This window comes from Agromyces sp. NPDC055658 (assembly GCF_053618155.1).
On the sequence record NZ_JBSHHD010000025.1, the window covers coordinates 15,019 to 41,336 of the forward strand.

The window sequence follows — 26,318 nt, forward strand, 5'->3', positions numbered from 1 at the left end:
GTACGTCAAGCATTCCGGCCGGGGCGGGGAAGGTCGCGCCGGCGGAGCCACGGCTGGCACCACGAGGCGGCGTTCGAGAGCAGCGCCACCATGCCCATGGCGAAGATCACCGGCGCGGGTCCCCACTGTTCGGCGAGCACGCCGGCGAGGACGCCCGCGATCGGCATGCCCGCGAAGTTCACGAGCTGGGCACTCGTGCTCTGCCGCGCCAGCATGTGCTCGGGCACGTACGACTGGATCCAGGTGCGTCGCAGCACGTTCGCGGCGACGATGCCCGCCACCGCCAGCGCATCGGCGACGACGACGATCCACAGCACCGGACCGGGCTGGGCGAGGGCGAGCAGCGGCAGCATCAGCCCCGCGCCGGTCAGCATGATGCTGATGCCGCGCGCGTCGCCGAGCACACGGCCGAGCCACGGCGCCGCGAGCGCCCCGACGACGCCGCCGATCGAGGTGATCGCGAACACGGCGCCGATCATCGCGGCGTCGAGTCGCAGGTCGCGGCTCAGCCACAGCACGAGGATCGCCTGCTGGCCGATCAGGCCGAAGTTCGCCACGGCGCCCTGCACGACGAAGAATCGCACCATCCGGTCGCCGAACACGAGCCTGAGCCCCGCACGCACCGATGCCCAGAGCGGCTCGCGCTCGACTCGTCTCGCGACCGGGTGGGGTCGCATCGCCACGAGGCAGACGAGCGAGACCGCAAGTCCGATCGCCTCGCCGAGCAGTCCCTTCACCGGCCCGATGAGCTGCCCGACGAGACCGCCGATCCCCGGACCGACGGTGTTCGCGGCGTTCTCCGTGCCGAACAGGAGGCTGTTGGCGAGCGCCCGATCGGGTTCCGGCACGATCCGCACGAGCAGCTTCGTGTAGGCGGAGCGGAACGCGATCGTCGCGGTGCCGACGACGAGCGCGACGATCACGAGCTGCCAGAGGCTCAGCACGCCGAGCATCGCGGCGACCGGAACGAAGGCGTACGCCGCCATCGAGATCGCGTTCGCGCCGATCATCACGGCGCGCGGCGAACGACCGTCGACCCAGGCGCCGATCGGCAGGCCCACGACGAGCCACGGCAGCCACGTCGCCGCTGCGATCACGCCCATCCACGTCGCCGAGGCGTCGAGCAGGTCGACCGCGATGAGCGGCAGCAGCACGCTCGTCATCCCGGCGCCGGTGACCGACGCCGCCTCGCCCGTCCACATCAGCAGGAAGTCGCGATTGCGCCAGACTCCCCCGCCGCGCCGGCCGTTCGCCGCCGGGACGGCGACGACGTCCTGCGGTGCCTCGGTGCCGCCTGCGACCGGGCGCTCGACGCTCGGCGCCTGCTCGACGCTCGGCGCCTGCTCGACGCTCGGCGCCTGCTCGACGCTCATGGGTGGTTCGGGAATGCGCGCGCCCACACGAGCACGGCCTCCCGCCCTTCGCGCTCGCGCCCGGCGAACGAGCGCAGCACGGCCTCGAGCGCCTCGCCGAGCTCGGTCGCCTCGTCGGCCGTGAGCCACAGCCGCGACTGGTGCGCGAACGCGACCTCGGCCCATTCGGGCCGATCATCGCGCTCGGCGAGCCACTGGCGGGCCTGGGCATGCTGCTGCTCGAGCATCTGCTCTTCGATCGCATCGGCGACGACGCGCGCCGCGGGATCGGTGAACGCCGTCGACGACCAGCGGATGCCGCGCTGGGCACGTTGCCACCAGTGCTCGCGAGCGTCGCGCGCGAGCTCGGGCGCCTCGACGATGAGGCCGGCTCGCGCGAGGATGCCGAGGTGGTGGCTGGCACTCCCGATCGCGACGCCGGCCTTCTCGGCGAGCATCGAGACCGTCGCCGGACCGTCGACCGAGAGCAGGTCGTACAGACGGTTGCGCAGGGGGTGCGTGAACGCCTTCAGCACATCGACGTCGACGACGTCGCGGATGCCGTCGGGCTCCTGGATGGGTTCCATGCCCTTCACGATAGATGCACAAGTGTATTTGTACAAGTCTTCTTGTGCATCTTTTCGAGCACGACCGACGCTCACCCGACACCCCGGTCAGGATTCGTCGAGCGGTGTCAGGCAGACCACCTCGAGCTTGAAGCCGTGCGGCTCGAGGAAGTACGTCGCGTAGTGGTCGGGGCGGGGGCCTGCACCGCGGATGTGATGGACCGGCCGACGACGTTCTGTCCACCCCGAAACGACTGGACAAACTGGGCTCCGCACCTCGCTCGCCTTCAGTGTGCTTCATCCTCGAATGAGAGAAATCGCCGCTGTGGATCCCAGCCAGCAGGGTTCAAACAGCTTCGGCGACAGTTGCACCACGGTCAGTCCCGAACCGAACCACTCCCCGGCCGGAGCATACTCGACACCAACGGCCCGATGGGGAAACAGTCCCCCCAGTCTCGCCCCCAGGATTCGACCAATAGCCCTATGGGACGCGCGTGTCACTCGGATGTCATTCGCGTCCTGCAACCTGGCGCGACCGGCATGCGAGCCAGCCGAACATCGCAGCTCCCCCGAAGATCGCTACGAAGTTCGAGAGCCACGCAAATTCGCCAAGCTCCGAGAGCGGACCGATTCGGACGAGCGCCGAGAGAACCAACCCAACGATCGCGGCAAGGGCTCCGCCGAGGCAGGCCACAGTCGACGCGCGCAACCCGCTACGCCGACCGAGCATCTCCACCCCGAGGCCGGCGCCGAAGGAGGCGAGCGCGAGCGTCGCACCTAAGGGCAGTGCGACCAGGAGACCAAACGCCCAATACGCCACTGCGATGAGGCCGTCGCGAGTGCTGGAGGCGACGAACAGAAGATCCAAGGCCGCCCCGGTCGCACAGCCAAGAAGAAGTGCGAGCCACATCCCTACCCACGTCGTCCTAAGCGCATGCTTATTCATTTACGGCTCGGTTCAGATCCGACGCCTGGCTCGCCCAAACCCATTTCGCGATGCCCTGCTCCACGCCTCGCGTAACAAGCATGTTCGTTCCAATCGCGTCAGCGGATTGATGAAGGTAGATTCCGGCGTCCCGCTCGAAAGTACTAAATTCAATGGTCGATCCAGGGGCGTCGAAATAGTCGTCCGAGACGTCCGTGAACCGGACACTTGTCGTAGTCGTTTCAACGCTGACGTCTCCGGTTCCCTCAAGAGGGTTGGCGTCAACCAGAGTGCAGGTCGTGTTGTTCTTGAATGAGTCGCACCCACTAATAGCGAACGGGAAGATGTCCTCAGGGCGCTCTTGGAGCACCCACATCACAGACTCCTTTGTGTATCCGTCAGCGGTGTTCGCAACCAGCTACTCGTAGTCATACGAGTAGCTCGACTGTTGCCACCAATCGCGATCGGCCTTGATCGATTCGCGTTCGCCTTCATCCAGTCGCGATGTTTCGGACGCGACGTTCATGCGCGGCTCCGACACCTTTCCCAGCGAATCCCAATGAGCAGCCACAATCGCATTGGCAGAAGAGCTGCTGTTCGACTTGCGATTCGTCTCCTTCGTATGTGGGTTGTACGTGCTGTAGTCGGTCCAACCCTGCATGAGCAGCCCCGAAGCGTCCGCGTACGTGAGGGGGTTGTTGCCCGAGTAAGCGTATCCGTTCCACTGCTGCGGATTGAGCAGGTCTAGAACCGGGTCGACGCTAATGAATCCACCGGCGGCCTCGTCGTAATACCTGGCTCCAAGCAGGGTGAGCCCACTGTTGGTGTCGCGGTTCTTTCCGAGGAACTGGATGCCACCGGGCACCGTGCTTGCGGTGGAGATGCCGCGGGTGGCGCCGAATGGATCGGTGTACAGCCGCTTGACCGGGGTCTTGGCCGGGTTGCCGCCGTTCGGGATCGCCGCGACTGGGGTGCCGTGGTGGTCCGTCATGAGTGAGGTGACCGCGTTGAGCCGCGCCCGGTGCGGACCGCGACGGTCTTACCTGCGAACTGGTAGTAGCGGGTGGCTTTCACGTCGCCAGTCGGGGTGATCAGGATTTCCTGCCCGCCGGCGTACACGGTGGTGCCCGTCCTGTCTTCACGGACGAGCCTGTTGCCGTCCGCGTCGTAGATGTTCTTCGCCGTGCCGGCCGCGGTGAGCTCACCCTCCGCATCCCAGCTATAGGTCGTCGCAGTGCCACCGGTCGGGGATTTGGTCGTGCGGTTGCCTGCGCTGTCGTATGTGAACGTCGTGGGAGCGCTACCAGTGGTTGAGACGAGTTGGTGTGGGCCGGCCGCACCGGTGCCGTACCTGCTCGTGGTGGTCGCCACTACACCGGCGGCGGAGTGGGTGGTCAGCTTGATGCGGTTGCCGAGGAGGTCGTACTCGTAGTCGTTCCAGTACGGTGCTCGTCGAATCCGGGCGGCGTGCGTTGATTGCGCGAGCACAAGATCCGCGGAAATCCGGGCCACAGAAGCGATTGGAGCTGGCGCCACGCAACCATCCCGCATGCGCCTAGCGGGAAAGTGACAGGCAAGCCACAAGTCCACAGAAACACGAAAACCCCCGCCTGAGCGGGGGTTTTTCGAAGCTGGGGTACCTGGACTCGAACCAAGAACAACTGAACCAGAATCAGCCGTGTTGCCAATTACACCATACCCCAATGGCCCGAAACCGAGGTTCTCGGGCCGAGAGTCAACTGTAGCCTACCCGCCCGCCGCAGCCAAACTGAGCCGGTCTCACCCGATCGTGCCGGGTTCCGAGGGTGCAGCTCCGCAATCCGTGCCGCGAAAGCGGTGAAGATCGCGGGAGAGCACCCCCGGAACTCGTGGTCTCGATACGCGCTTCGCGCTGCTCGACCGACGAATACGAGCGTCAGCCGACGAGCGCCGCCAGGCGGTCGATGCGCGCGAGCGAGTCGACCTTGCCGAGGATCTGCATCGACTCGAACAGCGGCGGCGAGACGCGGCGGCCCGAGACGGCGGTGCGCACGGGGCCGAAGGCCACGCGGGGCTTCAGCCCGAGACCGTCGATGAGGGCGGCGCGCAGCGCCTCCTCGATCTCGGCGGTGTTCCAGGCCGAGGCGGGCAGCGCGTCGAGGGCGTCGCGGGCAGCCGAGAGCACGGCGGAAGCGTCGGCCGGCAGGCCGCCGACGGCGGCCTCGTCGTACTCGAGCCCCGAGGCATCCGTGAACAGGAAGCCGAGCATGCCGGGCGCCTCGCCCAGCAGGGCGATGCGCTCCTGCACGAGCGGGGCCGCCTCGGCGAGCACCGACTCCTCGGCCGCCGAGATCGGCGTCGAGGCGACGCCCGCGGCCTGCAGGTACGGCACGGTGCGGGCTGCGAAGTCGTCGGCCGAGAGCTGGCGGATGTGGTCGCCGTTGATCGCCTCGGCCTTCTTGAGGTCGAAGCGCGCGGGGTTCGGGTTGACGTTCTCGACGTCGAACGCGGCGACGAGCTCGTCGCGGCTGAACACGTCTCGGTCGGCCGAGAAGCCCCAGCCGAGCAGCGCCAGGTAGTTCAGCAGCCCCTCGGGGATGAACCCGCGGTCGCGGTGGTGGAACAGGTTCGACTCGGGGTCGCGCTTCGAGAGCTTCTTGTTGCCCTCGCCCATGACGTAGGGCAGGTGGCCGAACCGCGGGATGAACGTCGTCACGCCGATGTCGATGAGCGCGCGGTAGAGCGCGATCTGGCGCGGCGTCGACGAGAGCAGGTCTTCGCCGCGCAGCACGTGCGTGATGCCCATGAGCGCGTCGTCGACGGGGTTCACGAGCGTGTAGAGCGGGGCGCCGTTGGGGCGCACGAGCACGAAGTCGGTGGTCGAACCCGCCGGGAAGTCGATGCGTCCGCGCACGAGGTCGTCGAAGCCGAGCTCGACCTCGGGCACCCGCAGGCGCAGCGCGGGCTGTCGCCCCTCGGCTCGGAACGCGGCCCGCTGCTGCTCCGTCAGGTCGCGGTCGAAGTTGTCGTAGCCGAACTGCTTCGGCCGGCCGGCGGCCTCGTTGCGGGCGTCGATCTCTTCGGCGGTCGAGAACGACTCGTAGAGATGGCCGGCCGCCTTCAGCTTCTCGATGATGCCGGCGTAGATGTCGCCTCGCATCGACTGGCGGTACGGCTCGTGTGGGCCGCCGACACCGACGCCCTCGTCCCACGAGAGGCCGAGCCAGGTCAGCGCGTCGAGGATCTGCTCGTAGCTCTCCTCGCTGTCGCGCGCGGCGTCGGTGTCTTCGATGCGGAACACGAACGTGCCGCCGGTGTGCCGCGCGTACGCCCAGTTGAAGAGGGCGGTGCGCACGAGACCCACGTGCGGGGTTCCGGTCGGTGAAGGGCAGAAGCGCACACGGATGTCGCTGCCGGTGGCCTGGGTGACGGGGTGAGCTGAATCGGACATCGGCTCAATGGTACCGACGCGGGCGGTGGGTTCGCGGTGCCGGGGTGGCGCGCTCAGCCCTCGTGACCCGCCAGCGCGGCCAGCGCCGACAGCGCCGCCGCGACGGCGGGCACCCGGTCGGCGCCCTTGGCGGTCACCAGATGCAGCGACCGCACGTCGGCGCGGGCCGTCGGCCGCGTGACGACCCCCGGATGCCTCGGCGACGCGGCGAGCGCGAGCGCCGGCAGCAGCGCGACGCCGAGCCCCTGCGCGACCATGCCCTCGACGGCGACGAAGTTGTCGGTCTCGAACGCGATGCGCGGCGTGAACCCGGCGGCGCCGGCGAGTTCGAGCAGGTGGCCGCGGCACCGCGGGCAGCCCGCGATCCACGGCTCCTCCCCCAGCTCGGCCAGATCGATCGTCTCGGATGCCGCGGCCGCATGCCCCGTGGGCAGCACGAGCCGCATCGGCTCGTCGCCGTAGCTGCGCACGTCGAGACCGCGCGCGCTCGCCCGGTGCGGGTCGTCGCGGTCGCCCGGGTAGCTGAAGGTGATCGCCACGTCGGCCCGGTCGCCGCGCACGGCGGCGACGGCCTCGGGGGGCTCCGCCTCGACGTAGGTCACCGTGACGCCGGGATGCTCGGCCGCGAGGGCGGCGATGAGTCGGGGCACGAGCGTGGCCGACGCCGACGGGAACGCGACGAGGCGCACCCGTCCTGCGCGGAGTCCCCGGAGTTCGGCGAGCTCGCCCGCGGCCGCTTCGAGCGCGGTCGCGACGGCGTTCGCGTGGCGGGCGAGCACCCGGCCCGATTGGGTGAGGCGGATGCCTCGGCCCACGCGTTCGACGAGGGCGATGCCGGTGCGCTCCTCGAAGCGGCGCAGCTGCTGGCTCACGGCGGGCTGGCTGTAGCCGAGCGCCTCAGCTGCGGCCGTGAGCGAGCCGTGCTCGGCGATGCGTCGCACGACCCGCACGGTCTGCAGGTCGAGGGCTGCGGCGAGGGCTTCGATCGAGGCGTCCGACATGCCGTAATCATAATCGGACGTTATGCATATCATCGCTCACTGGGCCTTGTCGAATGATTCTCGGACGTCGAGGCTGGAGGCATGCTCGAACTCGGAGACCGCTTCGCCGCCGGCCGCGGCTATCTGGCCGCCTGCACGCTGGGACTTCCCGCCGATGTGACCCGCGACGCCGTGCGCCGCGACCTGGAGCGGTGGGCGACCGGCACCGCGAGCGCCGCCGACTACTCGGCGACTCTCGAGCGGGCGCGCGGTCACGCTGCCGCGCTGCTCGGCACCGCGGCCGAGCGCGTGGCGACCGGCTCGCAGGTCTCGGTGTTCGCCGGGCTCGCCGCCGCGTCGGCGCCGGCCGGTGCCGAGATCCTCTGCGTCGACGGCGACTTCTCGTCGGTCGTCGCACCGTTCCTCGCCCGGGGCGACCTCCGAGTGCGCCACGTGCCGCTCGACGCCCTCGCGGACGCGATCTCGACGTCGACCTGGCTCGTCTCCTACTCGCTCGTGCAGTCGGCGACCGGGGAGGTCGCCGACGAGGCATCCATCGCCGCTGCCGCCCGGGCGGCCGGCGCGCTGACGCTCGTCGACACGACCCAGGCGACCGGCTGGATGCCGACCGACGAGGTCGCCGGCGACCTCGTCGTCTGCCACGCGTACAAGTGGCTCGGCGCACCGCGCGGTGCGGCCTTCGCGGCGTTCTCCGACCGCGCGGTCGCCGAATTCACCCCGCACACCGCGGGATGGTACTCGGGTGCCGACCCGTGGGCATCGTGCTACGGGCCCGAGCTGCACCTCGCCGAGGGCGCGCGCCGGTTCGAGGTCTCCCCCGCGTGGCATGCCTGGGCCGGCGCCGAGGCGGCGCTCGGGTTCGCCGCGTCGCTCGACCTGCGGGCGGTGCGGCGCCACGATGTCGGGCTCGCGAACGCGTTCCGCGAGCGGCTCGGGCTCGAGGCATCCGACTCGGCCATCGTGACCTGGCCCGACGAGACCGGGTGCGACCTCGCCGCGCTGACCGCGGCCGGGCTCGTCGCGTCGGGGCGCGCAGGTCGGGCGCGGGTCGCGTTCCACCTCTGGAACGACGAAGAGGATGTCGCCCTCGCCGCCGACGCGGTCACCGGCTCACGCAGCCCGCTCGGCGTCGGCTGAGCCGTTCGGCATCGGCGCCCGAGCCGTCGGGTGCATCGATCATGCCCGCCGCCTCGAGGCGTTCGCGCGTGGTGATGGTCTTGTGCATCGAGCCCGATCCGCCCTCGAGGCGTCGCCGGATCGATGCGGCGATCCGCTGCGCCTGCGTCTTCGCCCGTCCGGCGGTGGGGCCGGCGAAACGGGCATCGACCTCGGCGTTCCACAGCTCGAGCCAGCGATCGAACTCGGGTGCGCCGAGCGTCGCCTTCGCGTGCACCGCGACGTGCAGCGCGAGCGCGTTGCGGCGGTAGGCACCGGTGTCGAACAGCACCGTCTCCCAGAAGTCGCACATGATCGGCAGGTGGTGGTCGAGGTCCATGTGCGCGACGTCGGTGAAGATGGGGCCGATGAGCGGGTCCGCGAACGCACGACGGTAGAACGCCCCGATCAGCGCGGCGAGATCGTCGCGGTCGCGGATGTCTCGCCGCTCCCCGCTCGCCGCACCCATGCCCCGACTCGCCTACTGCGCGGCGCGCACCGGGTTCGAGAGGCTGCCGAGCCCTGAGATCGTGACTTCGACCGTGTCGCCGTCGACGATCGGGCCGACGCCCGCGGGCGTGCCCGTGAGGATGACGTCGCCCGGCAGCAGCGTGAACACGCTCGAGGCGTACGCGACGATCGCGGGCACCGAGTGCACGAGGTCGGCCAGTCGCCCGTCCTGGCGGCGTTCGCCGTTGACGCTGGTCTCGATCGTGCCGGCCGCGAAGTCGACGTCGGTGTCGATGACCGGGCCGAGCGGGCAGAACGAGTCGAAGCCCTTCGCGCGGGTCCACTGGCCGTCGCGGCGCTGCAGGTCGCGGGCCGTCACGTCGTTCGCGATGGTGTAGCCGAAGATCACCTGGTCGGCGTCGGCTTCGCTCACGTTCTTCGCGATGCGCCCGATGACGACCGCGAGCTCGCCCTCGTGCTCGACCTGCTCGCTCTGCCTCGGCAGCACGATCGCGTCGCCGGGGCCGATCACCGAGGTGTTCGGCTTCAGGAAGAGCAGCGGCTCGGCGGGCGCCTCGCCACCCATCTCGGCCGCGTGGTCGCGGTAGTTCTTGCCGACCGCGATGACCTTCGACCGCGGGATCACGGGCGCCAGCAGCTTCGCCTCGGTCAGCGGAACCCGCTCGCCCGTCGGCTCGTAGCCGGCGAACATCGGGTCGGCCTTCAACACGACGAGCTCGTGCTCCTCTTCGTCGACGACGCCGAACGAGATGGTCTCACCGTGGCTGAACCGCGCGATCTTCATGACGTCAAGCCTATCGGCGCGGTCTTCGCCCGCCGAGTCGCCGAACAGTGCTGCTCATGACGCGAAGAAGAGCATGCTTCGGCGACTCGATGAGCGTGCCGACCACCGGGCACGCCGGCGGGGCGACGCAGCGGCCCGACCGGCTCAGCCGTCGGGGATCAGCCGCTTGCCGAGGCTCACCGCGTCGTCGATCACGTAGCCGAGCCGCTCGTAGAAGGCGATCACCTCGGTGTTCGACGTGCGCACCTGCAGGTTGAGCTTGGGGCAGCCGCGCTCGATGAGCCGGCGCTCGGCCTCGTCCATGAGCGCTCGCCCGAGTCCCGTGCCGCGGGCCGGGTCGGCGACCGCGAGGTAGTTGACCCACCCGCGGTGCCCCTCGTAGCCGACCATCGCCGTGCCGACCACGCGGCCGGCGGCGGGATCGCCGGCCACCGCGACCAGGAACAGCTCGGGCTGCACCGAGAGCTTGCGCTCGACGTCGAGGTAGGGGTCGTTCCACGGCTTCACGAGACCCGCTGCGCGCCAGAGCGCGACCACCGCCTCGGTGTCGCCGACGGCGAACGACCGGATCGCGATCGATCCGGCCGTCACCGTCTCATCCGCAGGCGCCGACGAGGAGGAGGAGGAGGAGGCCGCCTCGGTCACGCGTCGAGCCGCACCATCCAGCCGTGACGGTCTTCGACGCGGCCGTACTGGATGCCCGTGAGCTCGTCGCGCAGCGACATCGCGAGCTCCGTCGCGGCGTCGCCCTCGTGCACGATCTCGAAGTCGTCCGCGAGCAGCTTGCCGATCGGCACGACGACCGCGGCGGTGCCGCACGCGAACGCGCCGATGATCTCGCCCGACTCGGCCCCCCGGCGCCACTCGTCGATCGAGATCTTGCGCTCTTCGACCTCGATGCCGCGGTCGCGCGCGAGCTGCAGGATCGAGTCGCGCGTGATGCCCTCGAGGATCGAGTCGGACTCGGGGGTCAGCAGCCGGCCGTCGCGCGTGACGAGCACGACGTTCATGCCGCCGAGCTCTTCCAGGTTGCGCTCGTCGTCGAGGAAGAGCACCTGCTGGCAGCCCTTCTCGTACGCCTCGGCCTGCGGCAGCAGGCTCGACGCGTAGTTGCCGCCGGTCTTGGCGGCACCGGTGCCGCCCTTGCCGGCGCGGGCGTAGTTCGTCGAGAGCCAGATGTTCACGGGCTGCACGCCGCCGGGGAAGTACGCCCCGGCCGGGCTCGCGATGAGGTAGTACGCGACCTTCTTCGCGGGACGGACGCCGAGGAACGCCTCTTTCGCGAACATGAACGGACGCAGGTACAGGCTCGTCTCGTCGGCAGAGGGCACCCACGCTCCGTCGACCGAGATGATCTGGGCGAGCGAGTCGAGGAAGATCGACTCGGGCAGCTCGGGCAGCGCGAGGCGGCGGGCCGAGCGCTGCATGCGCGCGGCGTTCGCCTGCGGGCGGAAGGTCTGGATCGAGCCGTCGGCGTGACGGTAGGCCTTGAGGCCCTCGAAGATCTCCTGCGCGTAGTGCAGCACGGCGGCCGCGGGGTCGAGCTGGATGGGACCGTACGGCGAGACGCGCGGCCGATGCCAGCCGCCCTTCTCGCTCCAGCACACGTCGACCATGTGATCGGTGAAGTGCTGGCCGAAGCCCGGAGCGGCGAGGATCGCCTCGCGCTCGGCGTCGGACTTCGCCTCGGGGTTGCGGATGGTCTGCCAGATGAGCCCGGCGGCGGTCGGGGCCTGGAGCGGAAGGTCGATGGTCATGGCGCCCTCTCTCAGAGATGCGGATATGGGATGCGGTTGCTACGAATTCGCGGGCACCGTCGCCGCGATGCGGGCGGCGATGCGGTCGCCGACCTCGCTGGTCGACCGTGCGGCGTCGCCGCGCTCGGCGACGTCGTCGGCGATCGCCCGTTCGACGCGGGTCGCGGCATCCGTCTCGCCCAGGTGGCGGAGCAGGAGCGCGACCGAGCCGATCGCGGCGGTCGGGTCGGCGATGCCCTTCCCGGCGATGTCGGGAGCCGAACCGTGAACCGGCTCGAACATGCTCGGGAACGTGCCGTCGGGGTTGATGTTGCCCGAGGCTGCGAGTCCGATGCCGCCGCTGATTGCGCCGGCCAGATCGGTGAGGATGTCGCCGAAGAGGTTGTCCGTGACGATGACATCGAATCTAGCAGGATCGGTGACGAGGAAGATCGTCGCCGCGTCGACGTGCAGGTAGTCGACCGCGACATCGGGGAACTCGGCGGCGACGGCGTCGACCGTGCGCTTCCACAGCGACCCCGCGAAGACGAGCACGTTCGTCTTGTGCACGAGCGTGAGCTTGTTGCGGCGGCGGGATGCCTCGGCGAACGCGTAGCGGACGACGCGCTCGACCCCGTACGCGGTGTTGACCGAGACCTCGTTCGCGACCTCCGCGGGCGTGCCGACGCGGATCGCCCCGCCGTTGCCGACGTACGGGCCCTCGGTGCCCTCGCGCACGACGACGAAGTCGACGTCGCCGGGATTCGCGAGCGGGCTCACGACCCCCGGGTAGAGCACGCTCGGGCGCAGGTTCACGTAGTGGTCGAGCTCGAAGCGGAGCTTCAGCAGCAGGCCGCGCTCGATGTTGGCGCCGGCCAGCCGCGGGTCGCCCGGCACCCCGCCGACCGCGCCGAGCAGGATCGCGTCGTGCGCCTTGATGGCGTCGAGGTCGGCGTCGGTCAGCACGTCGCCCGTCTCGAGGTAGCGCGCGGCACCGAGCGAGAACGGCGTCTGCTCGAATGCGAGGTCGCCCCCGGCCGTCGCAGCGTCGAGCACCTTGAGCGCCTCGGCGACGACCTCGGGGCCGATGCCGTCTCCGGGGATGACCGCGAGCTTGACCGTACGTACCATGGATTCTCCTTCTCGCACCAGCCCCTCCAGCGTAGTGCCGTACCTCGCTACGCTCAGCCCTATGACGAGGACCCGTCGCCTGACGGGATGCTCATCGAGGCGGCGTCCGCCCACGGCCGTCGCGGAACAAGGGAGGACGCAATGAGTCTGGGACTCGGTATCGTGCTCGTCGTCATCGGCGCGATCCTCACGTACGCCCTGAATGTCACGGTCGACTGGATCGACCTGCAACTCGTCGGCTACATCCTGATGGCCGCCGGTGCGGTGATCATCGTGATCGGGATCATCCTGCTCGTCCGGCGCCGCCGGACGATCGCGACGTCGCACACGAGCGTCGACCCCACGACGGGAGACCGGATGACTCGGGCCGAGAACTCCACGCCCGAGGACCCGACGCTCTGATCGTCACGGCGTGACCCGCCGCACCCTCGCCGCCGAGCCGGTGCGGGCGCCCGACGCACGCGCGACCCGTCGCGTGCCCGGGGGTCCGCCCGGGCGGCCGGCGCTCAGTCGTGCTGCGCGGGGTTGCGCAGCGTGACCGCCGCGACGACCGCGGCGGCGACCATGAGGCCGACGCCGATGAGCGAGGTCACGAGCACGCCGCCGTCGAACGCGACGGCCGCGGCGCCCATGAGCGCGTCGGCCTGCGCCGGGGGCAGCTCGCTCGCGACGGCCGCCGCGCCTGCGAGCGTCTCGCGCGAGGCATCCGCCTGGGCCGCCGTCAGGGAGGCGGGCAGTTCGATCGCGCTCGCGTAGTGCGCCGCGATGATGCTGCCGAGGCCCGCGGTGCCGAGCACCGCGCCGAGTTCGTACGCCGTCTCCGAGACGGCCGACGCCGCGCCCGCCTTCGCGGGCGGCGCGCTCGAGAGGATGAGCTCGTTCGAGACGGTCTCGGCCATGCCGATCCCGATGCCGAGCATCGTGAACGCGACGATCACGGCCCCGGTCGACCCGTCGGAAGCGCCGAACGCCACCACGAGGTAGCCGCCCGCCGACAGCGTGAGCGCCGAGGGCACGAGCACCCTCGGGTGCACGCGACGTGCGATCGGCACGACGACGAGGCCCGAGATGATCATCGCGATGAGTCCGGGCAGGAGTGCGAGCCCCGCCTCGACGGGCGAGAGCCCCGCGATGATCTGCAGGTGCTGCGACACGAAGAACAGGAAGCCGACGAGCGACACGACGCTCAGGAGGTTCACGAGCACGGCGCCGCCGAACGGCCCCACCGTGAAGAGGCGCACGTCGAGCATCGGGGCGTCGCTTGCGAGCTGGCGCCGCACGAACAGGTAGCCGGCCAGGAGCCCGCCGACGATGAACAGCGGGCCGACGACGTCGATGCCCTCCGTCGCGAGGTGCTTGATGCCGAACACGATCGGCGCCATCGTCGCGAGCGACAGCAGGATGCTCCAGACGTCGATGCGACCGGGACTCGGGTCACGGCTCTCGGTGATCAGCAGCGGCACGAGCACGAGCATCGGCACGAGCACGGGCACCGCGAGCAGGAACACCGAACCCCACGCGAAGTGCTCGAGGAGCACGCCGCCCACGAGCGGTCCGAGCGCGCTGCCCGCGGCGAACGCCGAGGCCCAGATCGCGATCGCGAGACGCCGCTGCTCGCGATCGCTGAAGATCGAGCGCAGCAGCGACAGCGTCGAGGGCATGAGCATCGCGCCGAAGAAGCCGAGCGCGGCACGCGCCGCGATGAGGAGTTCGGCGGTCGGCGCGAAGGCCGCCCCGACCGAGACGGCCGCGAAGCCGATCGAGCCGATCATGAGCATGCGGCGACGGCCCCAGCGGTCGCCGGCGCTGCCCATCGCGACGAGCAGGGCGGCGAGCACGAGCGGGTAGGCGTCGATGATCCAGAGCTGCTGCGCGGCGGTCGGCGCGAGGTCGCTCGAGATCTCGGGCAGTGCGAAGCTCAGCACCGTGTTGTCGATCGACACGAGCAGCGCCGGCAGCATGAGCACCGCGAGGGCGAGCCAGGCGCGGCGCGGCGCTCGGCCGGCTCGGGCCGCAGCCCGGGCGCGGGTGGCGGCGGCCGCGGCGGATGCCTCGGGCACAGCGCGCGGCCGGCCGTTCGTCTGGTTCGTGGTCGTGGTCGTGGTGGCCGTCTGGTCGGTCATGGTTTCACTCAGTTTCTATACCGTCTGGCTGGTATAGTAACAGAATCCGCCGACGTCGCGGCAGCCGCCTCGCCCAGCACGCGATCACCGCCGTTTCAGGGAGAATGAAGCCATGGCCCGCCCACCCGCCGCCCGCGAAGCGGTGCTCGACGCCTTCGAACGGCTCATCATCGCCGACGGCGAGCGCACCGCGACGATCGACGCGACCGCCCGCGCCGCCGGCGTCTCGAAGGGCGGGCTGCTCTACCACTTCGGCTCGAAGCAGGCCCTCGTCGCGGGGCTCATCGAGCGCCTGCTGCGCCTCGTCGACGAAGACCTGACGCGCATCGACGAGGCGCCCGACGGCGCGATCGCCTACTTCCTGCGCTCCTCGCTCGACATCGAGACCCCGCTCGACCACACCTTCGTGGCGACGCTGCGGCTCGCCCAGGGCGGCGATCGCGAGGCGGGGCGCGCACTCGACGAGGCCGAGACCCGCTGGATCGAGACCATCACGCGGCACGTCGGCGACCCGACGCTCGCCCTCGCCGTCACCCTCCTGGGCGACGGCCTCTACCATCGGGCGGCCCTCCGCGCAGAAGCCGTCGGCGTCGACCTCCCCGCCGCCGCGACCGGGTCGGTCTCGGCCGAGCAGCTGACGGCGCTCGTCGCCCTGCTCGAGCGCCTCGTCACCCGCTGACAGCAGGTCGCCCCCGGCGTCGGCGCGACGCTCCGAGAGGATCGACCGGATCCGCTTCAGCCGGCGACGTCACAGGACATTCCGGCCGGCACCACCGCATACGCACCCGCCGACCGCAGCTCCTGCAACGTCCCAGAACGACGGATGCCTCGGCGCGACGCCCGCGAGGGCGCAGCGCCGAGGCATCCGGGCGGTGAATCGACCTACTCGGTGATGTCGATCTCGACGAACAGCGTCGCGTCGATCGCCTCGCGCACCCGGTCGAGCACGTCGGCCGGAACCGGCGAGTCGACCGTGAGCACGCTGAGCGCCGATCCGCCGGCCTCGCGACGGGCGATCTGCATGCCGGCGATGTTGATGCCGGCCTCGCCGAACTCCCGGCCGTAGACCGCGACGATGCCGGGGCGGTCGGTGTACTCCATGATGATGTGCGTCGTCGCGATCGGCACCTCGAGCTCGTAGCCGTTCACGCCGACGAGCTTCTCGGCCTGCTTCGGGCCGGTCAACGTGCCCGCGACCGACACCTGGGTGCCGTCGGCGAGTGCGCCGCGCAGCGTGATGACGTTGCGGTACTCGGGGCTGTCGGCCTCGGTGATGAGGCGCACCTGCACGCCGCGCTGCTCGGCGAGGAGCGGCGCATTGACGTACGACACGGTCTCGGAGACGACGTTCGTGAACACGCCCTTGAGCGCCGCGAGCTTCAGCACGCTCACGTCGTAGTCGACGAGCTCGCCGCGCACCTCGACGTCGAGGCTCGTGAGCGCGCCGTGGGCGAGGCCCGAGAACAGCTGCCCGAGCTTCTCGACGAGCGGGATGCCGGGGCGAACGTACGGGTCGATGACGCCGCCTGCGACGTTGACGGCGTCGGGCACCAGTTCGCCGGCGAGGGCGAGGCGCACCGACTTCGCGACCGAGACGCCCGCCTTCTCCTGCGCGTCATCGGTCGACCCGCCGAGGTGCGGCGTCGCGATGAGGTTCGGCAGGCCGATGAGCGGCGACTCCTTCGGCGGCTCCTGCACGAAGACGTCGAGCGCGGCGCCCGCGATCTCGCCCGAGACGAGGGCGTCGTGCAGCGCCTGCTCGTCGATGAGGCCGCCGCGGGCGACGTTCACGATGTACGCCGTGTTCTTCATCTTGGCGAGCTGCTCTGCGCCGATCATGCCGACCGTCTCGGGCGTGCGCGGCATGTGGATCGTGACGAAGTCGCTGCGCTCGAGCAGTTCGTCGAGCGAGACGGTCTGCACGCCGAGCTGCTGGGCGCGCGCCGACGTGATGAACGGGTCGTACGCGATGACCTCGACGCCGAACGCCTGCAGGCGGGCGGTGATGAGCGCGCCGATGCGGCCGAGACCGATGATGCCGACGGTCTTCTCGTACAGCTCGGTGCCGGTGTAGGCCGAGCGCTTCCACTCCCCCGCCGAGAGCGAGGCGTGCCCGGCCGGGATGTGGCGGGCGAGGCTCAGGATGTGGCCGATCGTCAGCTCGGCGGCCGAGATGATGTTCGACGTCGGGGCGTTGACGACCATGACGCCGGCCGTCGTGGCCGCCTTCACGTCGACGTTGTCGAGGCCGACGCCGGCACGGGCGACGACCCGCAGGTTCGGCGCCGCGGCGATGGCCTCGGCGTCGACCTTCGTGGCCGAACGGATGAGGACGGCGGCGGCATCGGCGAGCGCCGACAGGAGCGCCGGACGGTCGGTACCGTCGACCTTGCGGATCTCGAAGTCGGGCCCGAGGGCGTCGACGGTGGCGGGCGAGAGTTCTTCGGCGATCAGCACGACCGGCTTTGACACGAACGGTTCCTTCGGGGCGGTGCGCGACGAAGCGCGCAAAGGGGGGTGCGCCTACGCCAGTGGGGGCGCCGTTACCCCGACAACCCTACTGGAGCATGACGCCGCATCTCGTTCTGTGACGGCCCGCGACACCGGTCGATCGGGCCGGAATGGGTGAAAGCGCGAACGAACTGTGCGCGGACTCGGGTGTCAGCCGACGACGACCCCGCGCACGAGTCCCAGCAGCACCGTGCAGCTGAGGAACAGCGCGCCGGAGACGCAGAGTCCGGTGAAGTACAGCGCGACGCGAGGGAGCACGCCGCGCGACCGGCCGAGCGCGAACGCGGCGAAGAAGCACGCGAACGGCGCGAGGAACGCCACGGTCATGATCGCCCAGCCCGCCGGCGAGAACGTCAGCCCGATGCCGAGCAGCTGCACGACGCTCTCGACGACCTCCCACACGTCGTACGCGTAGAAGAGGCCGAACAGCGTCGCGAGCGCGACATCGAGCCACATCGGCACGCGGCGCGAGGGGGCGGACGCCTCGGGGGCGAGCGGTTCGGCGGTCATGCGGTCACCCCCAGTACGAACGGCAGCGGGACGAGCACGACGGCGCCCGCGACGAGCCAGAGGAATCGCGACCGCGTGGTCGTCGTGCCGCGCAGTGCCAGCGCGAACCAGCAGGGCGCAGCGAGCACGGCGAGCCAGAGCCCGAGCGAGTACATGGCGTCGCTCACGACGCTCGTGCCGGGCGCCGACGTCCGCACGGCGGTGATGAGCCAGCCGATCGTGTAGAGCAGGTAGACCCCGCCGAGCACGCCCAGGGCGATGAGCACGGCCGAGCCCGTCTGCGCCGGGGCATCCTCGTCGCTCGACCCGCCGGCCTCCTCGTCGGCCGCTCCGTCGTCGGCCGGTTCCGCGGCTCCCGCATCAGCGAGCGGAACCGCCTTGCCGACGGTCTTCCAGCCTGGGGCGAGGGTCGGGTCGTCGTCACCGTCCCAGCGCAGGGCGTCGTCGTCGGAATCAGGGTCGGGACGCATGGCTCCAGCCTAGCGGCGCGGCTCCCCGGGCCGCTTGCGGGAGTCAGGCGCCCGCGGTCACCCCGCGCCGGGCGGCCTCGACGGCGGCGGCCACGAGCGCCGCATCGGTCTCGTCGAATCCGTCGACCCCGCCGCCCGGTCCGCTCGCGCCGCCGCGTACGGCCCGCCCGCGGGCCGAGAGGTGCACCGCATCGACGCCCGCCGCGGCGAGCTCGGCGATGTCGTCGAGCCTCACTCCGCCGCCCGCCATGATCTCGAGCACGCCGGACGCCTCGGCCATGGCTGCGAGATTCGCGAGGCCCGTGCGGCAGTCGGCCGCGCCGCCCGAGGTGAGCACCCGCCGCACGCCGAGGCGAGCGAGACCGGCGACCGCGGCGCGGGGGTCGTTCGCGGCATCGACGGCGCGGTGCACGGTGACGTCGGCCTGCCCCGCGGCGTCGATGAACCGGCGCACGGCCTCGACGTCGAGGTCGCCCGTCTCGGTGAGCGCGCCGACGACCACGCCGTCGGCGCCGGCGGCGACCACGGCCCGGATGTCGCGCTCGATCGTGTCGAGCTCGTCGGCGTCGTAGACGAATCCGCCGCCGCGCGGGCGCACGAGCACGTGCACGAACGAGGGTGCCGACGCCTCGGCGGCGAGCCCGACCGTCGTCTCGACGAGTCCGATCGACGGCGTGAGGCCGCCGAGGCCGAGGGCCTGGCAGAGCTCGATGCGCGCGGCCCCGTGCTCGAGCGCGATGCGCGTGCCCGAGGCATCCTGAACGGCGATCTCGACGGGGAGCGGGAAGGCGACCATTCTCGACAGCGTAGCGGGCGGCACCGCGCTCCGACGTCGCCGCCGTCTCCGCGGACCTCGACACCGCGGCCGCACGCCGGCGGCCCGCCCCGAGGCATCCTCGGAGCGGGCCGCCGACCGCGCGACACGACCCGTTACGGGAAGACCGGCACCCCGTTGCGAACGAGCTTCCAGTTCACGGTGTGGAAGGTGGCCGGGTCGATCGTGCCCTGCTCCGAGGCGTAGGCGACGATCGCCTCGCGGATGGCGACCTGGGCGTTGTAGACGACCGGTGCCGACGCGATGTGCGGGAATCCTCCACCGCCCGACTGGCGGTAGTTGTTCACGGCGACGAGGAACTGCTGGCCGTCGGTCACCGGCGCACCGTCGTACATGAGCGGCGAGATGCGCTGGCCGACCGGCTTCGAGATGTCGATCGTGTACTCGACGCCCGAGAACTGGTCGTAGTTGTAGTCGGGTGTGAACGCCGACCTCGGGGTCGCCGCGTTCGTCCACTTCTCGGGCTCGATCGGGGCGTCGGGCGCGACGACCTTGAAGTACTCGGCAGAGAACTCGAGGTACTGCTTGATCTGCGCGCCCGTGAGGATCGAGGCCATGAGCGTGTTGTCGTAGATGTAGAGCCCCGCGACGTCCTTGATCGTCACATCGCCCTGCGGGAAGCTCGCGGCCCGGTTGAAGGGCGCGGCGATCGAGACGATGGGCAGGGAGGCCTCGGGCGTGCCGGCGACCGCCGCGGCGACGGTCTCGGTCTGCACCTTGTTGACGTAGTCGAGGATCGCGGTGTCCTTCCAGCAGGACTCGGCGGCGAGCATCTCCTCGGTCGAGACCGCGACCTTCGAGTGCATGTAGTCGACGACGGCATCGTGCTGGTCGCGCACGATCGCGACGAACTCGGGGTCGTCGACGACGGTGTTCGCGTTGAGCAGGTACGCCTTGTGCTCGGCGACGGACCACTTGCCGCGCGCGTAGGTGAGATCGAGGTCGAAGACGCTGAGGCGCTGGCCCCAGTTCTTGGGCTCGCTCATGATGACCTCGGCGCCGGTCACGAGGTTCGTGACGAGGCGCTCGGGAATCTCCGCGTGCGCGTGACCGAAGAGGATCACGTCGACGTCCGGCACCTGCTCGGCGACGAGCTTCGCCGCGTTCTCGATCGGCAGTTCGGGCCCGTAGGTCGACAGGCCGCTCTCACCCGAGTGGGCGCTCACGACGATGATGTGGGCGCCCTCGGCCTTCATCACCGGAACCCAGCGCTTGGCGGTCTCGACGAGGTCGAGCACCTCGACCTTGCCCGACACGTTCGCCTTGTCCCAGATGACCACGCCGGGGTTCGTGAGTCCGAGCACGCCGACCTTGACGGGCGGGTGTCCCTTCGCGACCTTCATCGACGTGATGGTGTACGGCGTGTACCGGGGAACCTTCGTGCCCGCGTGGACGGCGTTCGCGGCGAGCACCGGGGCGTCCATCTGCGAGATCCAGTTGTCGAGGAAGTCGAGGCCGTAGTTGAACTCGTGGTTGCCGAGGGCGACGGCGTCGTACTCGAGGGCGTTCATCTGCGCGGCCACCGGGTGCATCGCACCCGATTCGGTGATCGGATCGACGGTCGCGTAGTAGAACCCGAGCGGGGTGCCCTGGATGGTGTCGCCGGCGTCGAACAGCAAGGTGTTGCCGCGCCCCCGGTCGGCGCGGACCTGCTTCACGAGGCTGGCCACCCGAGAGAGCCCGACCGCGTTGCTCGGAACACCCGGCTTGCCGTCGTAGTACACCGCGTCCTTGTAGTAGTCCCAGTTGACGACGTTCGCATGCAGGTCGGACGTGCCCATGATCGTGATCTTCGCCGTCGTGCCGTTCGTCGCCGCCGTCGCCGGGGCGGCCGACCAGCCGGCCGCGGCGAGGGCGGTCGCGGCCGAGGCGCCGATCAGGACGTTTCGTCGGGTGAAACCGGATGACGCGTGGCCGACCTCTTCGTCGGGAACTGCGCACGAGCACCAGCGGGGGACGGGTTCGTGATTCGAGTGATCGCTCATGGCATCGAATCCGACCACGTCGGGATGCCTCACTGCAAGGGTTTGCAGCTGAATTCCTCGTGCTCATTCGCGCACGGCGACGAACGGCCCGTCCAGGAGGGAATTCCTGGACGGGCCGTGTGGGTTTCGAGACGCGTCGGGCTTCGCCCGGCGCTCCTCAACCGGCGGGGTGGGTCAGCGAGCGACCTCGCCGTCGACGTAGTCGTCGTCGTCCGACGAGTTCCACGCGAAGAGCTTGCGCAGCTCGCGGCCGGTCGTCTCGATCGGGTGCTGCTCGCCCTTGGCGCGGAGCTCGAGGAACTCCTTCTGCCCGTTGTCCTGGTCGGCGATGAAGCGCTTCGCGAAGGTGCCGTCCTGGATGTCGGCGAGCACCGCCTTCATGTTCTCCTTGACCGACGGGTCGATGACGCGGGGGCCCGACACGTAGTCGCCGTACTCCGCCGTGTCGGAGACCGACCAGCGCTGCTTGGCGATGCCGCCCTCCCACATGAGGTCGACGATGAGCTTGAGCTCGTGCAGCACCTCGAAGTAGGCGATCTCGGGCTGGTAGCCGGCCTCGACGAGGGTCTCGAAGCCGTACTGCACGAGCTGCGAGGTGCCGCCGCAGAGCACGGCCTGCTCGCCGAACAGGTCGGTCTCGGTCTCTTCGGTGAAGGTGGTCTTGATGACGCCGGCGCGGGTGCCGCCGATGCCCTTGGCGTACGACTTCGCGAGCTCCCAGGCGGTGCCGGTCGCGTCCTGCTCGACGGCGATGATGTCGGGGATGCCTCGGCCGGCGACGAACTCGCGGCGCACGGTGTGACCGGGCGCCTTCGGCGCGACGAGGATCACGTCGACGCCCGCGGGCGCCTCGATGTAGCCGAAGCGGATGTTGAAGCCGTGACCGAAGACGAGCGCGTTGCCCTCGACGAGGTTGTCGCGCACCGACTCCGCGTAGATGTGGCGCTGGTACTGGTCGGGGGCGAGGATGACGACGACGTCGGCCCACGCCGCGGCATCCGCGACGCTCTTGACCTCGAAGCCGGCCTCTTCGGCCTTCTGGATCGACTTCGAGCCCTCCTTGAGGCCGATGACGACCTCGACGCCCGAGTCGCGCAGGTTCTGCGCGTGCGCGTGGCCCTGCGAGCCGTAGCCGATGACGGCGACCTTCTTGCCCTGGACGATCGAGAGGTCGGCGTCCTGGTCGTAATACATCTCAGCCATTGCTGTTCTTCTCCTTGGTGTGGGTGTTCATGACGGATGCCTCGGCGCCGTGCCGCGGCATCCGCGCTCAGTTCTTGAAGACGCGTTCGGTGATGCTCTTGCCGCCACGGCCGATCGCGAGGAGACCCGACTGGGCGATCTCCTTGATGCCGTAGGGCTCGAGCACCTTGAGCAGCGCCTGGGTCTTGCCCGAGTCGCCGGTGACCTCGATCACGAGTGCGTCGGTCGAGACGTCGACGACGCGGGCGCGGAAGAGGTTGACCGCCTCGAGCACCTGCGAGCGGGTCGTGTTGTCGACGCGCACCTTGATCAGCAGGTGCTCGCGCTGCACCGACTGGGCGGGGTCGAGCTCGACGATCTTGATGACGTTGACGAGCTTGTTGAGCTGCTTCGTCACCTGCTCGAGCGGCAGGTCCTCGACGTCGACGACGACCGTGATGCGGCTGAGGCCGTCGATCTCGGAGTGGCCGACCGCGAGCGACTCGATGTTGAAGCCGCGGCGTGCGAAGAGGCCCGCGACGCGGGTCAGGAGGCCGGGCTTGTCCTCGACGAGGAGTGAGAGCACGTGGGTCGACATGGTCAGTCCTCCTCGCTGAAGGCCGGCGCGTGATCGCGGGCGTACTGGATGTAGCTGTTCGACACACCCTGCGGCACCATCGGCCACACCATCGCGTCGGCGGAGACGACGAAGTCGATCACGACCGGGCGGTCGTTCGTCTCGAGGGCGAGCTTGATCGCGTCGTCGACCTCCTCTTTCTTCGTGACGCGGATGCCGAGGGCGCCGTACGCCTCGGCGAGCTTCACGAAGTCGGGGATGCGAACGGTGTCGTGCCCCGTGTTGAGGTCGGTGTTCGAGTACCGGCCGTCGTAGAACAGGGTCTGCCACTGGCGCACCATGCCGAGCGAGGAGTTGTTGATGACCGCGACCTTGATGGGGATGTCGTTCAGGGCGCACGTCGCGAGCTCCTGGTTCGTCATCTGGAAGCAGCCGTCGCCGTCGATCGCCCAGACGTCGCGGTCGGGCTGCGCGACCTTCGCTCCCATCGCCGCGGGCACCGCGTAGCCCATCGTGCCGGCGCCGCCGGAGTTGAGCCACGAGTTGGGGCGCTCGTACTTGATGAACTGGGCCGCCCACATCTGGTGCTGGCCGACGCCCGCGGCGTAGACGCCCTCGGGGCCGGTGAGCTCGCCGATGCGCTCGATCACGTACTGCGGGGCGAGCAGTCCGTCGCTCGGCTCGGAGTAGCCGAGCGGGTACTCGTTGCGGAGCCCGTCGAGCGTCGCCCACCACTCGTCGAGGTCGGGCGTCGTCGCGCGGATCGCGTCGCGGTAGGCGGCGCCGAGGTCGACGAGCACCTCTTTCAGGTCGCCCACGATCGGCACGTCGGCCGTGCGGATCTTGGAGATCTCGGCGGGGTCGATGTCGACGTGCACGACCTTCGCATCGGGGGCGAACAGCGCGGCCTTGCCGGTGACCCGGTCGTCGAAGCGCGCACCGAGGGCGACGATGAGGTCGGACTCCTGCAGCGCGAGCACCGCGGGCACGGTGCCGTGCATGCCGGGCATGCCGAGGTGCTGCGGGTGCGAGTCGGGGAAGGCGCCGCGGGCCATGAGCGTCGTGACGACCGGGGCCTTCGTCGTCTCGGCGAGCGCGAGCAGCTCTTCGGAGGCGCGGGCGCGGATGACGCCGCCGCCGACGTAGAGCACCGGGCGCCTGGCCGCCGCGATCAGCTGCGCTGCGGCGGTGACCTGCTTGCCGTGCGCCTTCGTGATCGGGCGGTAGCCGGGCAGTTCGACCTTCGGCGGCCATCGGAAGGGGAACTTCGCCTGCTGGGCGTCCTTCGTGATGTCGACGAGCACGGGGCCGGGCCGGCCCGTCGTGGCGATGTGCACGGCCGCGGCGATCGTGGCGGGGATGTCCTCCGCCTTCTTCACGAGGAAGGAGTGCTTCGTGATCGGCATCGTGATGCCGACGATGTCGGCCTCCTGGAAGGCGTCGGTGCCCATGAGCGTCGAGAACACCTGGCCGGTGATCGCGAGCAGCGGCACCGAGTCCATGTGCGCGTCGGCGATGGCGGTGACGAGGTTCGTCGCGCCGGGCCCCGACGTGGCGATCGTGACGCCGAGCCGGCCGCTCGACGACGCGTAGCCCTGGGCGGCGTGGCCGCCGCCCTGCTCGTGACGGACGAGGATGTGGCGGAGCTTCTTGCTCTCGAAGAGCGGGTCGTAGACGGGCAGGATGGCCCCGCCCGGGAGTCCGAAGACGTCGGTGATGCCGAGCAGTTCGAGCGAACGGACGACCGCCTCGGCACCCGTGATCTCCACGGGTGCAGCGGACGGCACGGCCGCAGGCGTCGGCACGGGGGTCGATTCCGTGGGCATGCGGTTCCTATCTGGTGGACGGTGATTGCGAAGGGTGCGCAGCACTCAGCCCGTCGTCGCGCCTTCGGCAGCGGAGCGCACGAGCTTGGAGTACTTCGCGAGAACGCCTCGGGTGTAGCGCGGAGGAAGCGGAGCCCAGCCCTCACGGCGGGCAGCCAGCTCGGCCTCGTCGACAAGTAGGTCGATGGACCGGGCTGCGATATCGACCCGAATCAGATCACCATCGCGCACGAAAGCAATCGGACCTGCGTCGACTGCTTCGGGTGCCAGATGGCCGATGCACAGGCCGGTTGTGCCGCCTGAGAATCGACCGTCCGTCAAGAGTAGTACATCTTTTCCGAGCCCTGCGCCCTTGATGGCCGCGGTGATCGCGAGCATCTCGCGCATGCCGGGGCCGCCCTTCGGCCCCTCGTAGCGGATCACGACGACGTCGCCGTGCTTGATCTCGCCGTTCGTGAGCGCATCCATCGCGCCGCGCTCGCGCTCGAACACGCGCGCAGGGCCCTCGAACACGGCCGCGTCGAAGCCGGCGGTCTTCACGACCGCGCCCTCGGGCGCGAGCGTACCGTGAAGGATGGTGAGGCCGCCGGTCTCGTGGATCGGGTCGTCGAGGGTGTGCAGCACCTCGCCGTCGAGCGGCGGCAGGTCGAGCTCGGCGAGGTTCTCGGCCATGGTCTTGCCGGTGACGGTGAGCACGTCGCCGTGCAGGAGGCCCGCGTCGAGCAGCGCCTTCATGAGCACGGGCACGCCGCCGCGGCGGTCGACGTCGTTCATGACGTACTTGCCGAACGGCTTGAGGTCGCCGATGTGCGGCACCTTCGAGCCGATGCGGTTGAAGTCGTCGAGGGTGAGGTCGACCTCGGCCTCGCGGGCGATCGCGAGCAGGTGCAGCACGATGTTCGTCGAGCCGCCGAGCGCCATGCCGACGGCGATGGCGTTCTCGAAGGCCTTCTTGGTGAGGATCTGGCGGGCGGTGATGCCCTTATTGAGGAGGTTGACGACGGCCTCGCCGGAGCGGTGCGCGTAGTAGTCGCGGCGGCGGTCGGCCGACGCCGGCGAGGCGGAGCCGGGCAGCGAGAGCCCGAGCGCCTCGGCGACCGACGCCATCGTGTTCGCGGTGTACATGCCGCCGCAGGCGCCCTCGCCGGGCGCGAAGGCGCACTCGATGCGCTTCGCATCGGCCTCGCTCATGGTGCCGGCCTTGACCGCGCCGACCGCCTCGAACGAGTCGATGATCGTGATGTCCTTCTCGGTGCCGTCGGAGAGGCGCACCCAACCGGGCGCGATCGAGCCGGCGTAGAGGAAGACGCTCGCGAGGTCGAGGCGGGCGGCCGCCATGAGCATGCCGGGGATCGACTTGTCGCAGCCGGCGAGCAGCACCGAGCCGTCGAGGCGCTCGGCCTGCATGACGACCTCGACCGAGTCGGCGATGACCTCGCGCGAGACGAGCGAGAAGTGCATGCCCTCGTGCCCCATCGAGATGCCGTCGGAGACCGAGACGGTGCCGAACTGCAGCGGGTAGCCGCCGCCGCCGTGCACGCCCTCCTTCGCGGCCTGCGCGAGGCGGCCGAGCGAGAGGTTGCAGGGGGTGATCTCGTTCCACGAGCTCGCGATGCCGATCTGCGGCTTGTCCCAGTCGGCATCGCCCATGCCGACGGCGCGGAGCATGCCCCGGCTCGTCATGGCCTCGATGCCATCGGTGACGGTACGACTACGCGGTTTGGGATCGAACTCCGACATGCATCGAG

The 26,318-nt window shown here is 70.0% G+C and carries 25 protein-coding genes and 1 tRNA gene; 3 read left to right on the forward strand and 23 right to left on the reverse strand.

Annotated elements, in window-relative coordinates; genetic code table 11:
- Window positions 1–5: 5 nt before the first annotated feature.
- The 8 genes from ACWGPE_RS12745 to ACWGPE_RS12780 all read right to left on the reverse strand — a co-directional run bounded on the left by ACWGPE_RS12745 (window position 6) and on the right by ACWGPE_RS12780 (window position 7,274).
- Window positions 6–1,373, reverse strand: coding sequence for an MFS transporter (locus ACWGPE_RS12745; RefSeq protein ID WP_452048827.1), 1,368 nt, complete (start codon window positions 1,371–1,373; stop codon window positions 6–8).
- Window positions 1,370–1,939: an ArsR/SmtB family transcription factor gene (locus ACWGPE_RS12750; RefSeq protein ID WP_275507133.1), complete on the reverse strand. Its 570-nt coding sequence runs from the start codon at window positions 1,937–1,939 to the stop codon at window positions 1,370–1,372. Before ACWGPE_RS12750 ends, ACWGPE_RS12745 begins: the two co-directional genes overlap by 4 nt.
- A 487-nt stretch (window positions 1,940–2,426) precedes the next feature.
- On the reverse strand, window positions 2,427–2,828 hold the full coding sequence (locus tag ACWGPE_RS12755) for a hypothetical protein (protein WP_452048828.1): 402 nt from the start codon (window positions 2,826–2,828) through the stop codon (window positions 2,427–2,429).
- A 433-nt stretch (window positions 2,829–3,261) separates the two neighbouring features.
- Complete coding sequence (locus ACWGPE_RS12760; RefSeq protein WP_452048829.1) at window positions 3,262–3,834, reverse strand: RHS repeat-associated core domain-containing protein; 573 nt, start codon at window positions 3,832–3,834, stop codon at window positions 3,262–3,264.
- Window positions 3,831–4,355, reverse strand: coding sequence for a hypothetical protein (locus tag ACWGPE_RS12765; RefSeq protein WP_452048830.1), 525 nt, complete (start codon window positions 4,353–4,355; stop codon window positions 3,831–3,833). The genes ACWGPE_RS12760 and ACWGPE_RS12765 overlap by 4 nt, the downstream gene beginning before the upstream one ends.
- A gap of 119 nt (window positions 4,356–4,474) precedes the next feature.
- Window positions 4,475–4,546, reverse strand: a tRNA-Gln gene (locus ACWGPE_RS12770).
- A 212-nt stretch (window positions 4,547–4,758) separates the two neighbouring features.
- Window positions 4,759–6,273, reverse strand: a complete 1,515-nt coding sequence (gltX, locus tag ACWGPE_RS12775; protein ID WP_452048831.1) for a glutamate--tRNA ligase — start codon at window positions 6,271–6,273, stop codon at window positions 4,759–4,761.
- Window positions 6,274–6,326: 53 nt separating this feature from the next.
- Window positions 6,327–7,274, reverse strand: coding sequence for a LysR family transcriptional regulator (locus tag ACWGPE_RS12780; protein ID WP_231430667.1), 948 nt, complete (start codon window positions 7,272–7,274; stop codon window positions 6,327–6,329).
- 81 nt (window positions 7,275–7,355) lie between these two features.
- Between ACWGPE_RS12780 and ACWGPE_RS12785 the strand changes: the two genes are divergently transcribed.
- Window positions 7,356–8,411, forward strand: coding sequence for an aminotransferase class V-fold PLP-dependent enzyme (locus ACWGPE_RS12785; protein ID WP_231430666.1), 1,056 nt, complete (start codon window positions 7,356–7,358; stop codon window positions 8,409–8,411).
- Here ACWGPE_RS12785 and ACWGPE_RS12790 read toward each other — a convergent pair.
- The 5 genes from ACWGPE_RS12790 to ACWGPE_RS12810 all read right to left on the reverse strand — a co-directional run bounded on the left by ACWGPE_RS12790 (window position 8,377) and on the right by ACWGPE_RS12810 (window position 12,551).
- Window positions 8,377–8,898, reverse strand: coding sequence for a group III truncated hemoglobin (locus ACWGPE_RS12790; protein ID WP_376931450.1), 522 nt, complete (start codon window positions 8,896–8,898; stop codon window positions 8,377–8,379). The two genes, ACWGPE_RS12785 and ACWGPE_RS12790, sit on opposite strands and share 35 nt — an antisense overlap.
- Before the next feature lie 12 nt (window positions 8,899–8,910).
- Window positions 8,911–9,684, reverse strand: coding sequence for a fumarylacetoacetate hydrolase family protein (locus ACWGPE_RS12795; protein ID WP_231430664.1), 774 nt, complete (start codon window positions 9,682–9,684; stop codon window positions 8,911–8,913).
- Between the two features lie 144 nt (window positions 9,685–9,828).
- A complete protein-coding gene (locus ACWGPE_RS12800) occupies window positions 9,829–10,275 on the reverse strand; it encodes a GNAT family acetyltransferase (RefSeq protein WP_452048832.1) in 447 nt (148 codons plus the stop codon).
- A 50-nt stretch (window positions 10,276–10,325) separates the two neighbouring features.
- Window positions 10,326–11,441, reverse strand: coding sequence for a branched-chain amino acid aminotransferase (locus ACWGPE_RS12805; protein WP_231430662.1), 1,116 nt, complete (start codon window positions 11,439–11,441; stop codon window positions 10,326–10,328).
- A gap of 39 nt (window positions 11,442–11,480) precedes the next feature.
- A complete protein-coding gene (locus ACWGPE_RS12810) occupies window positions 11,481–12,551 on the reverse strand; it encodes a 3-isopropylmalate dehydrogenase (RefSeq protein WP_275505749.1) in 1,071 nt (356 codons plus the stop codon).
- A 141-nt stretch (window positions 12,552–12,692) separates the two neighbouring features.
- Between ACWGPE_RS12810 and ACWGPE_RS12815 the strand changes: the two genes are divergently transcribed.
- Window positions 12,693–12,953, forward strand: a complete 261-nt coding sequence (locus tag ACWGPE_RS12815) for a DUF6458 family protein (protein ID WP_231430660.1) — start codon at window positions 12,693–12,695, stop codon at window positions 12,951–12,953.
- A gap of 104 nt (window positions 12,954–13,057) precedes the next feature.
- Here ACWGPE_RS12815 and ACWGPE_RS12820 read toward each other — a convergent pair whose 3' ends face one another.
- Window positions 13,058–14,674: an MFS transporter gene (locus ACWGPE_RS12820; protein ID WP_452048833.1), complete on the reverse strand. Its 1,617-nt coding sequence runs from the start codon at window positions 14,672–14,674 to the stop codon at window positions 13,058–13,060.
- A 112-nt stretch (window positions 14,675–14,786) separates the two neighbouring features.
- Here ACWGPE_RS12820 and ACWGPE_RS12825 point away from each other — a divergent pair, with 112 nt between their 5' ends.
- Window positions 14,787–15,353, forward strand: coding sequence for a TetR/AcrR family transcriptional regulator (locus ACWGPE_RS12825; protein ID WP_231430658.1), 567 nt, complete (start codon window positions 14,787–14,789; stop codon window positions 15,351–15,353).
- A 203-nt stretch (window positions 15,354–15,556) separates the two neighbouring features.
- Here ACWGPE_RS12825 and serA read toward each other — a convergent pair whose 3' ends face one another.
- The 9 genes from serA to ilvD all read right to left on the reverse strand — a co-directional run bounded on the left by serA (window position 15,557) and on the right by ilvD (window position 26,310).
- Complete coding sequence (serA, locus tag ACWGPE_RS12830; RefSeq protein WP_231430657.1) at window positions 15,557–17,146, reverse strand: phosphoglycerate dehydrogenase; 1,590 nt, start codon at window positions 17,144–17,146, stop codon at window positions 15,557–15,559.
- Window positions 17,147–17,335: 189 nt separating this feature from the next.
- Window positions 17,336–17,695, reverse strand: a complete 360-nt coding sequence (locus tag ACWGPE_RS12835; RefSeq protein ID WP_231430656.1) for a hypothetical protein — start codon at window positions 17,693–17,695, stop codon at window positions 17,336–17,338.
- Window positions 17,692–18,165, reverse strand: coding sequence for a DNA polymerase III subunit gamma/tau (locus ACWGPE_RS12840; RefSeq protein ID WP_376931447.1), 474 nt, complete (start codon window positions 18,163–18,165; stop codon window positions 17,692–17,694). Before ACWGPE_RS12840 ends, ACWGPE_RS12835 begins: the two co-directional genes overlap by 4 nt.
- 43 nt (window positions 18,166–18,208) lie before the next feature.
- The gene (locus ACWGPE_RS12845; protein WP_452048834.1) at window positions 18,209–18,961 is read right to left on the reverse strand and encodes a copper homeostasis protein CutC; all 753 of its coding nucleotides are present in this window, start codon (window positions 18,959–18,961) and stop codon (window positions 18,209–18,211) included.
- 134 nt (window positions 18,962–19,095) lie between these two features.
- Complete coding sequence (locus tag ACWGPE_RS12850) at window positions 19,096–20,985, reverse strand: 5'-nucleotidase C-terminal domain-containing protein (RefSeq protein ID WP_452048835.1); 1,890 nt, start codon at window positions 20,983–20,985, stop codon at window positions 19,096–19,098.
- A gap of 174 nt (window positions 20,986–21,159) precedes the next feature.
- A complete protein-coding gene (gene ilvC, locus ACWGPE_RS12855; RefSeq protein ID WP_231430652.1) occupies window positions 21,160–22,188 on the reverse strand; it encodes a ketol-acid reductoisomerase in 1,029 nt (342 codons plus the stop codon).
- Window positions 22,189–22,255: 67 nt separating this feature from the next.
- Window positions 22,256–22,765, reverse strand: coding sequence for an acetolactate synthase small subunit (gene ilvN, locus ACWGPE_RS12860; protein ID WP_231430651.1), 510 nt, complete (start codon window positions 22,763–22,765; stop codon window positions 22,256–22,258).
- Between the two features lie 2 nt (window positions 22,766–22,767).
- Window positions 22,768–24,570, reverse strand: coding sequence for an acetolactate synthase large subunit (locus ACWGPE_RS12865; protein ID WP_452048836.1), 1,803 nt, complete (start codon window positions 24,568–24,570; stop codon window positions 22,768–22,770).
- A 45-nt stretch (window positions 24,571–24,615) separates the two neighbouring features.
- Complete coding sequence (gene ilvD / locus ACWGPE_RS12870; protein ID WP_231430649.1) at window positions 24,616–26,310, reverse strand: dihydroxy-acid dehydratase; 1,695 nt, start codon at window positions 26,308–26,310, stop codon at window positions 24,616–24,618.
- Window positions 26,311–26,318 lie beyond the last annotated feature (8 nt).

Bases quoted from the DNA above. Each gene is read 5' to 3' on its own strand.
- ACWGPE_RS12825 (WP_231430658.1), top strand. From the start codon at position 14,787: ATGGCCCGCCCACCCGCCGCCCGCGAAGCGGTGCTCGACGCCTTCGAA.
- ACWGPE_RS12865 (WP_452048836.1), bottom strand. From the start codon at position 24,570: ATGCCCACGGAATCGACCCCCGTGCCGACGCCTGCGGCCGTGCCGTCC.
- ilvC (WP_231430652.1), bottom strand. From the start codon at position 22,188: ATGGCTGAGATGTATTACGACCAGGACGCCGACCTCTCGATCGTCCAG.
- ACWGPE_RS12845 (WP_452048834.1), bottom strand. From the start codon at position 18,961: ATGGTCGCCTTCCCGCTCCCCGTCGAGATCGCCGTTCAGGATGCCTCG.
- ACWGPE_RS12795 (WP_231430664.1), bottom strand. From the start codon at position 9,684: ATGAAGATCGCGCGGTTCAGCCACGGTGAGACCATCTCGTTCGGCGTC.
- ACWGPE_RS12810 (WP_275505749.1), bottom strand. From the start codon at position 12,551: ATGGTACGTACGGTCAAGCTCGCGGTCATCCCCGGAGACGGCATCGGC.
- ACWGPE_RS12815 (WP_231430660.1), top strand. From the start codon at position 12,693: ATGAGTCTGGGACTCGGTATCGTGCTCGTCGTCATCGGCGCGATCCTC.
- ACWGPE_RS12750 (WP_275507133.1), bottom strand. From the start codon at position 1,939: ATGGAACCCATCCAGGAGCCCGACGGCATCCGCGACGTCGTCGACGTC.
- ACWGPE_RS12755 (WP_452048828.1), bottom strand. From the start codon at position 2,828: ATGTGGCTCGCACTTCTTCTTGGCTGTGCGACCGGGGCGGCCTTGGAT.
- ilvN (WP_231430651.1), bottom strand. From the start codon at position 22,765: ATGTCGACCCACGTGCTCTCACTCCTCGTCGAGGACAAGCCCGGCCTC.
- ACWGPE_RS12785 (WP_231430666.1), top strand. From the start codon at position 7,356: ATGCTCGAACTCGGAGACCGCTTCGCCGCCGGCCGCGGCTATCTGGCC.
- ACWGPE_RS12850 (WP_452048835.1), bottom strand. From the start codon at position 20,985: ATGAGCGATCACTCGAATCACGAACCCGTCCCCCGCTGGTGCTCGTGC.
- ACWGPE_RS12805 (WP_231430662.1), bottom strand. From the start codon at position 11,441: ATGACCATCGACCTTCCGCTCCAGGCCCCGACCGCCGCCGGGCTCATC.
- ACWGPE_RS12820 (WP_452048833.1), bottom strand. From the start codon at position 14,674: ATGACCGACCAGACGGCCACCACGACCACGACCACGAACCAGACGAAC.
- gltX (WP_452048831.1), bottom strand. From the start codon at position 6,273: ATGTCCGATTCAGCTCACCCCGTCACCCAGGCCACCGGCAGCGACATC.
- ACWGPE_RS12760 (WP_452048829.1), bottom strand. From the start codon at position 3,834: ATGACGGACCACCACGGCACCCCAGTCGCGGCGATCCCGAACGGCGGC.
- ACWGPE_RS12780 (WP_231430667.1), bottom strand. From the start codon at position 7,274: ATGTCGGACGCCTCGATCGAAGCCCTCGCCGCAGCCCTCGACCTGCAG.
- ACWGPE_RS12745 (WP_452048827.1), bottom strand. From the start codon at position 1,373: ATGAGCGTCGAGCAGGCGCCGAGCGTCGAGCAGGCGCCGAGCGTCGAG.
- ACWGPE_RS12840 (WP_376931447.1), bottom strand. From the start codon at position 18,165: ATGCGTCCCGACCCTGATTCCGACGACGACGCCCTGCGCTGGGACGGT.
- ACWGPE_RS12835 (WP_231430656.1), bottom strand. From the start codon at position 17,695: ATGACCGCCGAACCGCTCGCCCCCGAGGCGTCCGCCCCCTCGCGCCGC.
- ilvD (WP_231430649.1), bottom strand. From the start codon at position 26,310: ATGTCGGAGTTCGATCCCAAACCGCGTAGTCGTACCGTCACCGATGGC.
- ACWGPE_RS12790 (WP_376931450.1), bottom strand. From the start codon at position 8,898: ATGGGTGCGGCGAGCGGGGAGCGGCGAGACATCCGCGACCGCGACGAT.